This window comes from Paraburkholderia sp. EG286A (assembly GCF_040965375.1).
In the GTDB taxonomy this organism is placed as follows: Bacteria; Pseudomonadota; Gammaproteobacteria; order Burkholderiales; family Burkholderiaceae; genus Paraburkholderia.
In genome coordinates this window covers 170541-182896 of the sequence record NZ_JBFRCB010000001.1, presented here as the reverse complement: position 1 = coordinate 182896, position 12356 = coordinate 170541, and the positions used below count along the sequence as shown (strand labels likewise).

Below are 12356 nucleotides of genomic sequence, written 5' to 3'. Positions count from 1 at the left end.
TGACGAATTTTCATTCTGATTTTTGATTCACCCGGCGAATAAAAAACACAGCGTAGCGAAGTGAAAAGTTAAAACCATAAGCCTCAATTTATGCAGACCCGTAATCATGCAGGCTGCAATGAATAGATAGCGGAGACAAGCGATATGAATGCAATCGGTCAGAGGAGCGAGAGCGGTCCGTTCTGGACGAACCGCTGGTTTCAACTGGTGGTGGGCATGCTATGCATGGCGCTCGTTGCCAATCTGCAGTACGCATGGACGCTGTTCGTCGCACCGATGAACTCGCGCCACCATTGGGGCCAGGCGGAGATTCAACTGGCGTTCTCGATTTTCATTCTGACCGAGACCTGGCTCGTGCCGGTGGAAGGCTGGCTGGTCGACAAGTTCGGCCCGCGTCCGGTCGTGGCGGGCGGCGCGGTTTGCGCAGGCCTCGCCTGGGTGATCAACTCCTACGTCACGACGCTGCCGATGCTCTATGTGTCGGCCGTGATCGCGGGCATCGGCGCGGGCGGCGTGTACGGCACCTGCGTGGGTAACGCGCTCAAGTGGTTCCCGGACCGCCGTGGCCTCGCCGCGGGCCTCACGGCCGCGGGCTTCGGCGCCGGCGCCGCCGTGACGGTGATTCCGATTGCGAACATGATCACGCGCTCCGGCTACGAGCACACGTTCTTCTTCTTCGGCGTGCTCCAGGGCGTGTCGATTCTCGTGCTCTCGTTCCTGCTCGTGAAGCCCGTGACGCGCCCCGTCGCCGTGGCAGGCCGCCGTCTCGTCTCGCGCGTCGACTACACGCCGGGCCAGATGGTCAAGCAGCCGGTATTCTGGGTGATCTACGTCTGTTTCGTCGCGGTGGCCGCCGGCGGCCTGATGGCAACGGCGCAGATCGGCCCGATCGCCAAGGACTGGGGCCTCGCCCGCATTCCGATGACGGTGTTCGGCATGACGCTGCCGCTCCTCACGCTCACGCTGTCGATCGACAACATCTGCAACGGCTTTACGCGTCCGCTGTGCGGCTTCATCTCCGACAAGATCGGCCGTGAGAACGCGATGTTCCTGATCTTCGTGGGCGAAGGGCTCGCGCTGCTCGGCATGATGCAGTTCGGCACGAACCCGTATGCGTTCATGACTTTCGCCGCGCTCATCTTCCTGTTCTGGGGCGAGATCTTCTCGATCTTCCCGGCCATCTGCGCGGACACCTTCGGCAGCAAGTTCGCCGCATCGAATGCCGGCACGCTGTACACCGCCAAGGGCACGGCAGCGCTGCTCGTGCCGGTGGCCTCGGTGCTGTCCGCTACGGGCGGCTGGAGCGCGGTGTTCATCGCGGCTGCGGTCATCACGATCGCGGCAGGCGTGAGCGCCAAGTTCTTCCTCGCACCGATGCGCAAGCGGCTGATCGAGCAGAGCAGCGAAGCCAGCAGTGACGCGAGCAACGAGTCCAACGTCACGCTGGCCACGAATACGGGCGCGGGATTGCCGCACTGGTCCAACCAAAGCGGCGAATGAGGCGCGCGGGCCCGCCATGTCGATGAACGTATCGCTCCAGCAGCTCAAGGTGTTCGTCGCGGTGGCGCGGGCGCGCAGCTTCACGCGCGCCGCGCGCGAGTTCGGGCTCACGCAGTCGGCGGTGAGCCGCTGCGTGCGCGAACTGGAAGAAGCTGTCGAGCTCAAGCTGTTCGACCGCACCACGCGCCAGGTCGAGCTCACGCTTGCGGGCAGCGGCTTCGAGCGGCGCATCGGCCGCTTGCTCGACGAGATCGAGATGGCGCTCAACGAGGGCCGCGACGCGCACCAGGCGCATAGCGGCGTCGTGCTCGTGGCCAGCAACCCGGTGCTTTCGTCGACCTGGGTGCCCGCCGCGCTCGCGCGCTGCGCGGCGGCGTTTCCTTCGCTCACGCTGCAACTGCAGGACTTGCCGCAGGCGGCCGTGCTGCAGGCGGTCGAGCAGGGCGAGGCCGATTTCGGCGTGATCGCGGAAAGCGTGCCGTTCGCGAGCGGCAACCTCGACGTGCAGCCGCTTTCGGCCACGCCGCTTTGCGCGCTCTTGCCCGCCCACCATCCGCTTGCGCTACAGGGGGCGCTGCGATGGGACGATCTCGCGCGCGAACCGCTCGTCACGCTCAATCGCGACGCCGGTTGCCGCGGCGCGGTGATGCGTGCGCTGGACGGTCTGCGGCCTGAGGGGAGGCCGCTGCAGGAGTTCGCGCACGTGGCGGGCGTCGCGCGCATGGCGCAACTCGGCATGGGCATCGGGGTGCTGCCGGTGTGCGTGGACGGCGCGCGCGGGGGGCATGCGCATCGCGCGGGCGACGTTGCGCACGCAACGTGTCACTGGCCCGCGCCCGCGGGGCCGCTCGTGACGCGCTTGCTGCATCCCGTGGTGAACGTGACGACGATGCTCGTGCGGCGTCGCCATCGTTCGCTGCGGCCTTGCGCTCAGGCGGCGTGGTCGCAGTTCATGCCGGACGGGCCAGTCGCGGACGGGGCAGTGGCGGTCGGTTCGGACGCACAGGCCTCATCGCCGGATAGCGAAGCGCTGCCGGAAACGTCCATCGACGGCTCGCCGATGCGCGGCTCGAACGGCGCGCCGATGCGCGTCGCGTTGCGCGGCGCCGATACACCGCCGCCGCTCCAGGTGACCCGCACCCACGCCCGCATCGAATAGCGCGCGTTTCTTTCTTCTGCAAAGCAAAACGGATCGCTCGAAGCGATCCGTTTTTGTTTTTCCGGCACCGGAACCGGCACAGAAAAAAGGCGGCGCACGCGCCGCCCCTTCGCGATGACTGACGTTACGCCGGCTGCATCGCCATCCGCTCACGCTGCTTGACCAGCGCGAGGACAGTGTCGATCGCCGGCGTCGGCTCGCCGACCAGCCTGCCCATTTCCTGCACGACGGTGATCAGCGGATCGATCTCCATCGGCCGGCCCGTTTCGAGGTCGACGAGCATCGAGGTCTTGTGCGCGCCCACCGCGCCCGCGCCGTCGATGCGGCGCTCCACGTCCACGCGGAAGTTCACGCCGAACTGCTCGGCAATGCGCTTGCCCTCGAGCATCATGGTGCGCGCCACGGCGCGCGTGGCCGGGTCGCTGGTGATCACGTCGAGCGTGGCGTGCGTGAGAGCGCTGATCGGGTTGAAGCAGAGATTGCCCCACAGCTTGAGCCAGATTTCGTCGCGGATGTTCTCGCGGATCGGCGCCTCGAACCCGGCGGCCTGCATGGCTTCATGAAGCTGGACGATGCGCGGCGTGCGCTCGCCCGAAGGCTCGCCGATCGGAAACTTCTTGCCGTACACGTGGCGGATCACGCCGGGCGCGTCGATTTCGGCGGCCGGATAGAGCACGCAGCCAATCGCGCGCTCGGGCGTGAGACGGTTCCATTGCGCGCCGTCCGGGTCGATGCTTTCGAGCCGCGTGCCCGCGAACTTGCCGCCGTGCTGGTAGAAGTACCAGTAGGGAATGCCGTTGGTGCCCGTGACGATCGCCGTGTGCTTGCCGAGGAGCGGCTGCATCGCGTCGATCACGCCCGCCACCGAATGCGCCTTGAGCGTAATGATGACGACGTCCTGCACGCCCAGTTCGCGCGGATCGGACGTGCAGCGCACCTTCGCCACGTACTCCTCACCGTCCATCAGCAGGCGGGCGCCGTTCTCGCGCATCGCGGCCAGATGCGGGCCGCGGGCAACGAAGCTCACGTCGGCGCCGGCGCGTGCGAGCTGCACGCCCATCATGCCTCCAATGGCGCCCGCTCCAAAGATGCAGATCTTCATGTTGAAACCCCAATGACGTTGAAAACCGCTTGTCCGCAGGGCGTTTCGCAAGCGTCGGGGAAAAGCTGCCCGCTCGCCGCGACCCCGGACGATGGTTTGAGCATAGGGGGTGCTGTCGATTAACGACAGTTAAAGTTTCTCGCGAAAATCATCAAGAGAAGCTTATGGATGAAGGGCGTGTGACGAGGCTGTTCAGGCGCGCCGCACGAGCAGAAAACTCACGCCGATCAGGCCGAGAAATGCGCCGCAGGTGCGATTGAACCAACGGCGCACGGTGGTGCGGGTGAGCCAGCGGCCGAGGTACATGCCGGCGAGCGAGTACAGCGCGATGGCCACGCATTCGAGCACGAGAAAGCTCGCGCCGAGCACGCCGAACTGCGGCGCGATGGGCCTCGCGACATCGACGAATTGCGGCAGGAAGGCCGTGAAAACCAGAATCGCCTTGGGGTTGCCCGCCGCCACGAGGCACTCGCGCCACGCGAGGCGCGCGAGCGAGGCGTCGCTATCCATGCTCTCGCCGATGGGGTTGGCGTCGCTGCGCCAGAGCTGCACGGCGAGCCACACGAGGTAAGCGGCGCCCGCGAGCTTGATGACGAAGAAGACCGCCTCGGAAGCGCGCAGCACCACGGCCAGACCCGCGGCCGCGAGCGCGATCATGGCGGCGAACGAAACGAGCCGGCCCGTACCGCCAACGAACGCGCGCAGGAAGCCGTGCCGCGCGGCCACGTTGATCGAGAGGAGATTGTTCGGCCCCGGTGCCATGTTCAGTGCGAAGCAGGCGGGCAGAAAGAACAGCCAGGCGGTGAGGGACATGATGACGCTCGAAAAACGTTAGCGCCGTGCGCGGCGCGCGGGGAATTGCGCCATTCTAGCGCGCCTCGCGCGAACCGCCTGGCCGCTCAATGGAAAACCGGCAGCATGAGAAAGAGCTTGATGGTGATGGCGTTGGCAATGTCGATGAAGAACGCGGCCACCATCGGCACCACGAGAAACGCCAGATGGGAATGGCCGAAGCGCGCCGTGACCGCCTGCATGTTTGCAATCGCCGTCGGCGTAGCACCGAGGCCGAAGCCGCAGTGGCCCGCCGAAAGCACGACGGCGTCGTAGTTCGCGCCCATCACGCGGAACGTCACGAAGATCGCGTAGACCACCATGAGCAGCGTCTGCGCGACGAGGATCGTAAACACGGGCAGCGCGAGCGCGGCGAGGTCCCACAGGCGCAGCGTCATGAGCGCCATGGCGAGAAAGAGCGCGAGGCTCACGTTGCCGATCAGCGCGACGGCGTGCTCGGCCACCGGCCGCCCGATGAGCGAGAGCCCATTGGCGAGCAGCACGCCGACGAACAGCACGCACACGAAGGTGGGCAGTTCGAACGCGGTACCCGCGATCAGCCCGGAGAGCGCTTCGCCCACGGCGAGGCTGATGGCGATGAGCGTGAGCGTGTTGATGAACGCGCCCGGCGTGGTGGGCTGCTCGGCTTTCGGCTCCTCGAATGCGTAGGGATCGGGTGTCGCCGCGCCGCTGGCGCCGGATGCGGCGTCGCCGCCCCGAGCGCCGATGCGCTTCATGAGGTGCTGCGCGACGGGCCCGCCGAGAATGCCGCCCATGATCAGCCCGAAGGTGGCGCACGCAATGGCCGCTTCGGTCGCGGACTGCAGCCCGTGGCGCTCGGTGAACACCGCGCCCCACGCGGCGCCCGTGCCATGGCCGCCCGCGAGCGCCACAGACCCGCCCAGCAGCCCGAACAGCGGATCGACGCCGAACGCCATGGCGAGCGAGATGCCCAGCACGTTTTGCAGCACGAGCAGGGCGACCACGACGGCAAGAAAGCGCACGAGTACCGGGCCGCCGTGTTTCAGGTTGGCGAGGTTCGCATTGAGGCCGATGGTGGCGAAGAACGCCTGCATGAGCGGCGCCTGCAACGAGGTGTCGAAGACCACGTCCATGTGCGCGAAGCTGTGCAGTCCGAACACGATCAGCGCGGCGACGATGCCGCCTGCCACGGGTTCCGGTATCGTCCATTTGCGCAGGACCGGCACGGCGGCGACGAGCCACTGGCCGACCAGCAGCACGAGCGATGCGACGACGAGCGTTCCGTAGACTTTGACGTTCATGGCGAGTGTCCGGCGGGGCGATGAGGGGGCCAGGCTGGCGGCGCATCTTTCGCGCACGGTACACCAGGCGCCTGCGCGTTGCGCGCATGGTGCGCAGCGCGGCGCCGGCCACGTTGCTTGCACGAAACGGGGCCCCACGCTTAAATTGGCAGACATTCACAGGCGCAAAGCCGCCGCCCATGCAGGACGAATACCCCCGCATTTCCCCGTTCGCCACGATGGCGCGAGACCGTACAAGAACCGGAGAAGGTCATGAATGGGAGCACCGTTGCTGATCGCGAGGCGGCCGGGCGTGCCGCGCGCGAGCGCTCAAAGCGTTCGAGCCACAAGGAAACCGGCACCATCAAGCGCGATCCGCTCGCATTGCTGCGCTCGAGCAGCGAAGGCCGCGTGCCGAACCTCGTGCAGTTGCGCTACGGGCGCATGATCGTTTCGCCCTTCACGTTCTTTCGCGGCAGCGCGATCCTCCAGGCGCACGACCTCGCGGGTGTGACCAACACCGGCATGGCGATGGAGATTTGCGGCGACGCGCATCTGCTCAACTTCGGCGCCTTCGCCACGCCCGAGCGCCAGCTCGTGTTCGATCTCAACGACTTCGACGAGGTCGCGCCCGGGCCGTGGGAGTGGGACGTGAAGCGCCTCGTGGCGAGCTTCGTCGTGGCGGCGCGGCACATGCGCTACTCGCGCGGCGTGGCCGAGGAACTGGTGATGGCGGCCGTCACCAGCTATCGCGACCGCCTGCGCCAGTACGCGGAGTACGGCGCGCTCGATCTCTGGTACGACAAAATCACCTTCGACCGCATGGTCGAAACCGCGCTCACGCCCGAAGGCCGCCGCCTGATCCGGCGCGGCATGGAGAAGGCCGCCAATCGCACGCACGAGAACCTGCTCGAAAAGCTCGCGGAGCGCGATGGCGACCACTGGACGATTCACGACGCCCCGCCCGCGCTCTTTCACGTGCACGGCGTCAACACGCTGTTCGAACCCGAAGACGACTGGTTCACGCTTGGTGACTGGCGCACGCTGATCGAGCCCATGTACGAGGATTACGCGAAGACGCTCGCGCCCGACCGGCGCGAACTGCTCGATCACTTCGCGATTCAGGACCTGGTGTTCAAGGTGGTGGGCGTGGGCAGCGTGGGCACGCGCTGCCTCGTGATGCTGCTCGTCGATCATCACGAGAAGCCGCTCTTCCTGCAAGTGAAAGAGGCGCGTCGCTCGGTCGTTTCGCAGTACTTCAAGTCGCCTTCGATCAAGCATGAAGGCGCGCGCGTCGTGCACGGCCAGCGGCTGCTGCAGGCCGCGAGCGATATCTTCCTTGGCTGGACCACGGGGCCCAACGGGCGTCATTTCTACGTACGCCAGTTGCGCGACATGAAGCTTTCGGTCGATCTCCAGCTGCTCGACAGCACGCTGCTCTGCGGCTATGCGCGTTTGTGCGGCTGGGCGCTTGCACGCGCGCATGCGAAGTCGGGCAGCGCCGCCATCGAAATCTCTTCGTACATTGGCCGCAGCGACCAGTTCGCTGAGGCGCTCACGGGCTACGCGTTCAGCTATGCCGACCAGGTCGAGCGCGATTACGACGTGTTCCTCAAGGCCGCGCGCAGCGGCGCGATCGTCGCGCGCAGCGACGACGACATGGCCGCCGATTTCCGCGTTTGAGCAGAGCCTGAATCGAACCGGCAGGCGAAGCGCGCAGCCGAACGCGCTATCCTTGCGCTTTTCTTTCATCGCGCCGCGCATGAGGCTCGTACGCATGCCCGGCATGCGCCCCATGCGTCTACGTCATATCGAAGTCTTTCACGCGATCATGCGCACCGGCTCGCTCTCCAAGGCGGCCGAGCTGCTGTGCGTTTCGCAGCCCGCGGTCAGCAAGGTGCTCGCGCATGCGGAGCGCAGCGCGGGCCTCAAGCTCTTCAGCCGCGCGCACGGCCGCCTGCAGCCCACGCGCGAGGCCGAGTTGCTGTTCGCCGAAACGCAGAAGCTGCAATCGAACCTCGACAGCATTCGCGATCTCGCGCGCAATCTGGCGCTGCGTCCGCAAGGGCTGTTGCGCATCGGCTGCCTGCCGAGCCTCGGCATGAGCCTGATCCCGGCTGCCGTGCAGACGTTTCGCGCCGACTACCCCGAGGTGTCGCTCAGGATCCAGACGCGCCACACGGCGGAACTGCTCAACGCGCTGCTCACGCGCGAACTCGATCTGGGCGTCGCGCTCAATCCGCCCGCGCGGCCGGGCATCGCCGCGGTCGAACTGGCGCGCACGGCCGTGGTCTGCGTCGGGCCGCCCGACGATCCGACGCCGGAACACGCGCCGCTCGCGTTGCGCGATCTCGTCGACGGCGACTGGATCAGCATCGGCAACGTCGATCCGCTCGGCGAGGCGATCGGCAACCTGCTCGAAGCCGAAGGCGTGGACGACCGGCTCGCGGCCGTCGAGGCGCAGACGTGGCACGTCGCGCGCGCACTCGCGGCGCGCGGCATCGGCCGCGTGCTGCTCGACGAACTCAGCGCGCGTGGGGCGGGCGAGCCGGTGGCGATCCGGCGCGTCGAGCCGGCGCTCACGGTCGGCGTGTTCGCGATGTGGCGCGAAGGCGGCATGGACTCGCAGGCGGGCAACGCGTTCGTGGAAGTGCTGCGTGGCTGCCTCGCCGCTGCGTGCACGGCGTGAGCGCCCGGACACGGGAGCCAACGCCGCATCACGCGAGCCGGCACGGGCCGCCGGTACAATCGCGCGCAGGAGGGGAGCGCCGCTGTGCGCGCGCTCCACGCGAACGAACGAGAGATCCAGGGGAGACACGGTTGAAGCGCGAGTCAAAGCCGTTGGGTATCGCCAGAAGGCTGTGCGGCCACATGCGCTACGTCGCGCTCGCGGGCGCCTGCGTGTTTGCAGGCGCGGGGCATGCCGATGAACCGGAAAGCCCTACGCTGCGCAAGATTCGCGACACCGGGACGATCGTCATCGGCGTGCGCGAGGCCACCGTGCCGTTCTCTTATATGGCCGGTGGCGAGCACGCGACGGGCTACTCGTACGAGATCACCCAGCGCATCGTGGATAACGTGCGCGAAACGCTCAAGCTCCCCGAGCTGCGCGTGCGCGAACTCGTCGTGACGCCGCAGAACCGCATCACGCTCGTGCAGAACGGCACGATCGACCTCGAATGCAGCACCACGACGCATACACGCGAGCGCGAGAACGACGTCGCGTTCTCCAACAGCATCTTCGAGTACGGCGTGCGCATGCTCGTGAAGCGCGGCTCGCCGGTCAAGGACTTCGGGGATCTCGCGGGCCGTACGGTGGTCACGACCGCGGGCACGTCGGAAGAGCGCCTGCTGCGCCGCTGGAACATGGAGCGCGCGATGAACATGCGCATCGTCGTCGCGAAGACGCACGGCGATTCCGTCGAAGCCGTGCGCTCGGGACGCGCCGTTGCCTTCGTGATGGACGAACCGCTGCTGCACGCCGCGCTCGCGACCGGCTACATGGCGAGCGAAACGCCTGGCGCGCCGGTCGCGCAAAGCGCGCGTAACCTGAACGACGCGCGCGCTTACGCGATCGTCGGCAGCCCGGCCAGGTCGGAAGTGTACGGCTGCATGTTCCGGCGCGGCGACATCGCCTTCAAGCGCATTGCCGACGACACCATCGCGAAGATGGAGCGTTCGGGCGAGGCGCTCGCGCTTTACCGGCGCTGGTTCGAGTCGCCCATTCCGCCTGCGGGCGTGAATCTCGACTATCCGATGTCGGAGCCGATGAAGGCGCTTTTCGCGCATCCCAACGACCAGCCGCTCGATTGAAGGCTCAACCGAAAGAAAGAGGCAACGATGAGTGATACGGAACCACGCAAGATCGCATTGGTGACGGGCGCGGGCAGCGGCATTGGCCGCGCGTGCGCGCAAAGGCTGCTGGCCAACGGTTTTGCCGTCGTGCTGGCGGGCCGGCGGCCCGCGCCGCTCGAAGCGCTCGCGAGCGAGGCCCGCTTGCGCGGCGAAGAGGCGCTGGCGGCGCCATGCGACGTGACCGACGCGGCGGCCGTCGAGGCGCTCTTCGAGACGATCCGCACGCGCTACGGCCGGCTCGATCTGCTCTTCAACAACGCGGGCCGCAACGCGCCGGCCGTGGACATCGACGAGCTTTCGGTGGACGACTGGCGCGCCGTGGTCGATACGAACCTCACCGGCGTGTTCCTGTGCACGCGCGCGGCGTTCGGGCTCATGAAGCGGCAGACGCCGCGCGGCGGGCGCATCATCAACAACGGCTCGATTTCGGCGCACGCGCCGCGGCCGTTCAGCGCCGCCTACACGGCTACCAAGCACGCCATCACGGGCCTCACGAAAACCGTTTCGCTCGATGGCCGGCGCTACGACATTGCGTGCGGGCAGATCGACATCGGCAACGCGGCGACCGAGATGGCCGAGCGCATGGCGCGCGGCGTGCCGCAGGCGAACGGCGAGATTGCCGTCGAGCCGCTGATGGACGTGGAACTCGTGGCCGACGCGCTGCTGCACATGGCGCAACTGCCGCTCGAAGCGAACGTGCAGTTCATGACGATCATGGCGACGAAGATGCCGTTCGTGGGGCGCGGCTGAGCGCGTAGGCCGGGCGGGCGCTGCCGCACGCCCGGCCGCCGCGTCCCGTATACTGGCCGCTGAACCACCACGACGCCCGAGCGCCCATGTCTTTGCCCCCGCGTCCGGACGACGATCCCCGTCCCCAGCCGCCCGAATGCCCCGATAACGACGACTGCTGCCATAGCGGCTGCGACCCCTGCATCTTCGATCTGTACGACGAGGAGTTCGGCCGCTACCGCGCCGCGCTGGCCGCGTGGGAAGCGCGCGAAGCCGAACGGCAGGCGCAGGCGCAGGCGAAAGCCCCGCGCAAGCGTGCCGCAAAACCGGCTTCGCCAGCGGCCGCGCCGTCGGGCGGCAAGCCCTCGCGCTGAACTGCCTACTGCCTGCCGCCATGACCGAATCCATCCTCGTTGCCAACGCTCCCGTTCTCGATGCCGCCGCCCTCGACGCGCTGCAGGCGTTCGTCGAGCGTCATCCGCGCCTGTTCGTGCTGACCGGCGCGGGCATCAGCACGGATTCGGGCATTCCGGGCTACCGCGACGAGAACGGCGCCTGGAAGCGCTCGCCGCCCATCACGCTGCAGGAATTCCTCGGCTCCGAAAGCATGCGGCGCCGCTACTGGGCGCGCAGCCTGATCGGCTGGCCCACGGTGGGGCTCGCGCAGCCCAACGGCGCGCACCGCGCGCTCGCGCGCCTCGGTGCGGCGGGCTACGCGCGCACGCTCGTCACGCAGAACGTGGACGGCCTGCATCAGCGCGCGGGCAGCCGCGACGTGATCGAGCTGCACGGCAGCATCGCGCACGTGCATTGCCTCGACTGCGGGGCGCAGTATTCGCGCGCCTCGATCCAGCCGGAACTCGAGGCGCGCAACCCGGCCATCGCGGGCGCGAGCGCGGAACCCGCCGCCGACGGCGACGCCCATCTCGACTTCGACGGCGCCAATGCCTTCCACGTGCCCGCATGCGCGGCGTGCGGCGGCATGCTCAAGCCTTCGGTGGTGTTCTTCGGCGAGAACGTGCCGCGCGAGCGCGTCGCGAGCGCCTCGAACGCGCTCGACGAGGCCGACGCCGTGCTCGTGGTCGGCTCCTCGCTCATGGTCTACTCGGGCTACCGCTTCTGCGCGTGGGCGCAGCAGCGCGGCAAACCCGTGGCCGCGATCAACATGGGCAAGACGCGTGCCGACCCGCTCCTCGCCCTCAAGCTCGAAGCTCCCTGTGCGGCCGTGCTCGACGCGCTGGGTGCGCGCCTCGCCCCCTGACACTTCACGACCCCACGGAACCGACCACATGCTGACCACGCTAGCCGACCTCGAAGCGCACTACGGCACGCCGCACGAACGCGCGTTGCGCAAGGAAATCGATCACGTCAACGCGGATTACCGGCGCTTCATCGAAAGCTCGCCGTTCGTCGTGCTCGCCACGGGCGGTCCGGAAGGTCTCGATTGCTCGCCGCGCGGCGATGCACCCGGCTTCGTGCGCATTCTCGACGAGCACACGCTCGCGTTGCCCGACCGGCCCGGCAACAATCGCGTGGACAGCCTGCGCAACGTGATCGCCTCGTCGCAGGTGGGGCTGCTGTTCATGGTGCCGGGCGTAGGCGAGATGCTGCGCGTGAACGGGCGTGGCCGCGTGAGCACCGACGCCGCGCTCGTCGCGAGCTTCGCCGTGGATGGCAAGCCGCCGCGCTCAGTGCTCGTGATCGACGTGGAAAGCGTGTACTTCCATTGCTCCAAGGCCATCGTGCGCTCGAAGCTGTGGGACCCGTCGCACCACGTCGAACGCACACACCTGCCGAGCGCAGGCGAGATGCTGCGCCGCGTGAACGAGGAGCAATATGGCGAGACGTTCGATGCCGAGACTTACGAAGCCGGCCTCGCCGAGCGCATCAAGACCACGCTGTACTGAGTGAACACCGA

The 12356-nt window shown here is 67.5% G+C and carries 12 protein-coding genes; 9 read left to right on the top strand and 3 right to left on the bottom strand.

Translation table 11 applies throughout. The features are described 5' to 3' along the window. The first annotated feature begins 144 nt into the window (after nt 1–144). Together oxlT and AB4Y35_RS00860 are read left to right on the top strand one after the other, a co-directional pair. On the top strand, nt 145–1500 hold the full coding sequence (gene oxlT, locus AB4Y35_RS00865) for an oxalate/formate MFS antiporter (RefSeq protein ID WP_368702989.1): 1356 nt from the start codon (nt 145–147) through the stop codon (nt 1498–1500). Nucleotides 1501–1522: 22 nt separating this feature from the next. Continuing rightward, complete coding sequence (locus AB4Y35_RS00860) at nt 1523–2659, top strand: LysR family transcriptional regulator (RefSeq protein WP_368703813.1); 1137 nt, start codon at nt 1523–1525, stop codon at nt 2657–2659. Between the two features lie 124 nt (nt 2660–2783). Here the strand turns inward: AB4Y35_RS00860 and AB4Y35_RS00855 are convergent, their stop codons facing one another. The 3 genes from AB4Y35_RS00855 to gltS form a co-directional block, all read right to left on the bottom strand. Next, complete coding sequence (locus AB4Y35_RS00855) at nt 2784–3761, bottom strand: 2-dehydropantoate 2-reductase (RefSeq protein ID WP_042268416.1); 978 nt, start codon at nt 3759–3761, stop codon at nt 2784–2786. A gap of 192 nt (nt 3762–3953) precedes the next feature. Further along, nucleotides 3954–4574 (bottom strand): LysE family translocator, encoded by a 621-nt coding sequence (locus tag AB4Y35_RS00850; protein ID WP_368688617.1) that lies wholly within the window; start codon nt 4572–4574, stop codon nt 3954–3956. 86 nt (nt 4575–4660) lie between these two features. After that, the gene (gltS, locus tag AB4Y35_RS00845; RefSeq protein ID WP_368702988.1) at nt 4661–5875 is read right to left on the bottom strand and encodes a sodium/glutamate symporter; all 1215 of its coding nucleotides are present in this window, start codon (nt 5873–5875) and stop codon (nt 4661–4663) included. A gap of 252 nt (nt 5876–6127) precedes the next feature. Here gltS and AB4Y35_RS00840 point away from each other — a divergent pair, with 252 nt between their 5' ends. From AB4Y35_RS00840 to AB4Y35_RS00810, 7 genes are all read left to right on the top strand, one after another. Then, on the top strand, nt 6128–7537 hold the full coding sequence (locus tag AB4Y35_RS00840) for a DUF2252 domain-containing protein (RefSeq protein WP_368702987.1): 1410 nt from the start codon (nt 6128–6130) through the stop codon (nt 7535–7537). A 112-nt stretch (nt 7538–7649) separates the two neighbouring features. Next, nucleotides 7650–8543 carry a LysR family transcriptional regulator gene (locus tag AB4Y35_RS00835; protein WP_368703812.1) on the top strand — a complete coding sequence of 298 codons (894 nt, stop codon included), beginning with the start codon at nt 7650–7652 and terminating at the stop codon, nt 8541–8543. Nucleotides 8544–8725: 182 nt separating this feature from the next. Then, nucleotides 8726–9667 carry a transporter substrate-binding domain-containing protein gene (locus AB4Y35_RS00830; RefSeq protein WP_368703811.1) on the top strand — a complete coding sequence of 314 codons (942 nt, stop codon included), beginning with the start codon at nt 8726–8728 and terminating at the stop codon, nt 9665–9667. Nucleotides 9668–9694: 27 nt separating this feature from the next. Beyond that, nucleotides 9695–10459, top strand: coding sequence for an SDR family oxidoreductase (locus AB4Y35_RS00825; RefSeq protein ID WP_368702986.1), 765 nt, complete (start codon nt 9695–9697; stop codon nt 10457–10459). Nucleotides 10460–10545: 86 nt separating this feature from the next. Beyond that, the gene (locus AB4Y35_RS00820) at nt 10546–10812 is read left to right on the top strand and encodes an oxidoreductase-like domain-containing protein (protein WP_368702985.1); all 267 of its coding nucleotides are present in this window, start codon (nt 10546–10548) and stop codon (nt 10810–10812) included. A 20-nt stretch (nt 10813–10832) separates the two neighbouring features. Then, nucleotides 10833–11699, top strand: a complete 867-nt coding sequence (locus AB4Y35_RS00815; protein WP_368695381.1) for an NAD-dependent protein deacetylase — start codon at nt 10833–10835, stop codon at nt 11697–11699. Between the two features lie 28 nt (nt 11700–11727). Continuing rightward, nucleotides 11728–12345: a pyridoxamine 5'-phosphate oxidase family protein gene (locus AB4Y35_RS00810; RefSeq protein ID WP_368702984.1), complete on the top strand. Its 618-nt coding sequence runs from the start codon at nt 11728–11730 to the stop codon at nt 12343–12345. The last annotated feature ends 11 nt before the right edge of the window (nt 12346–12356 follow it).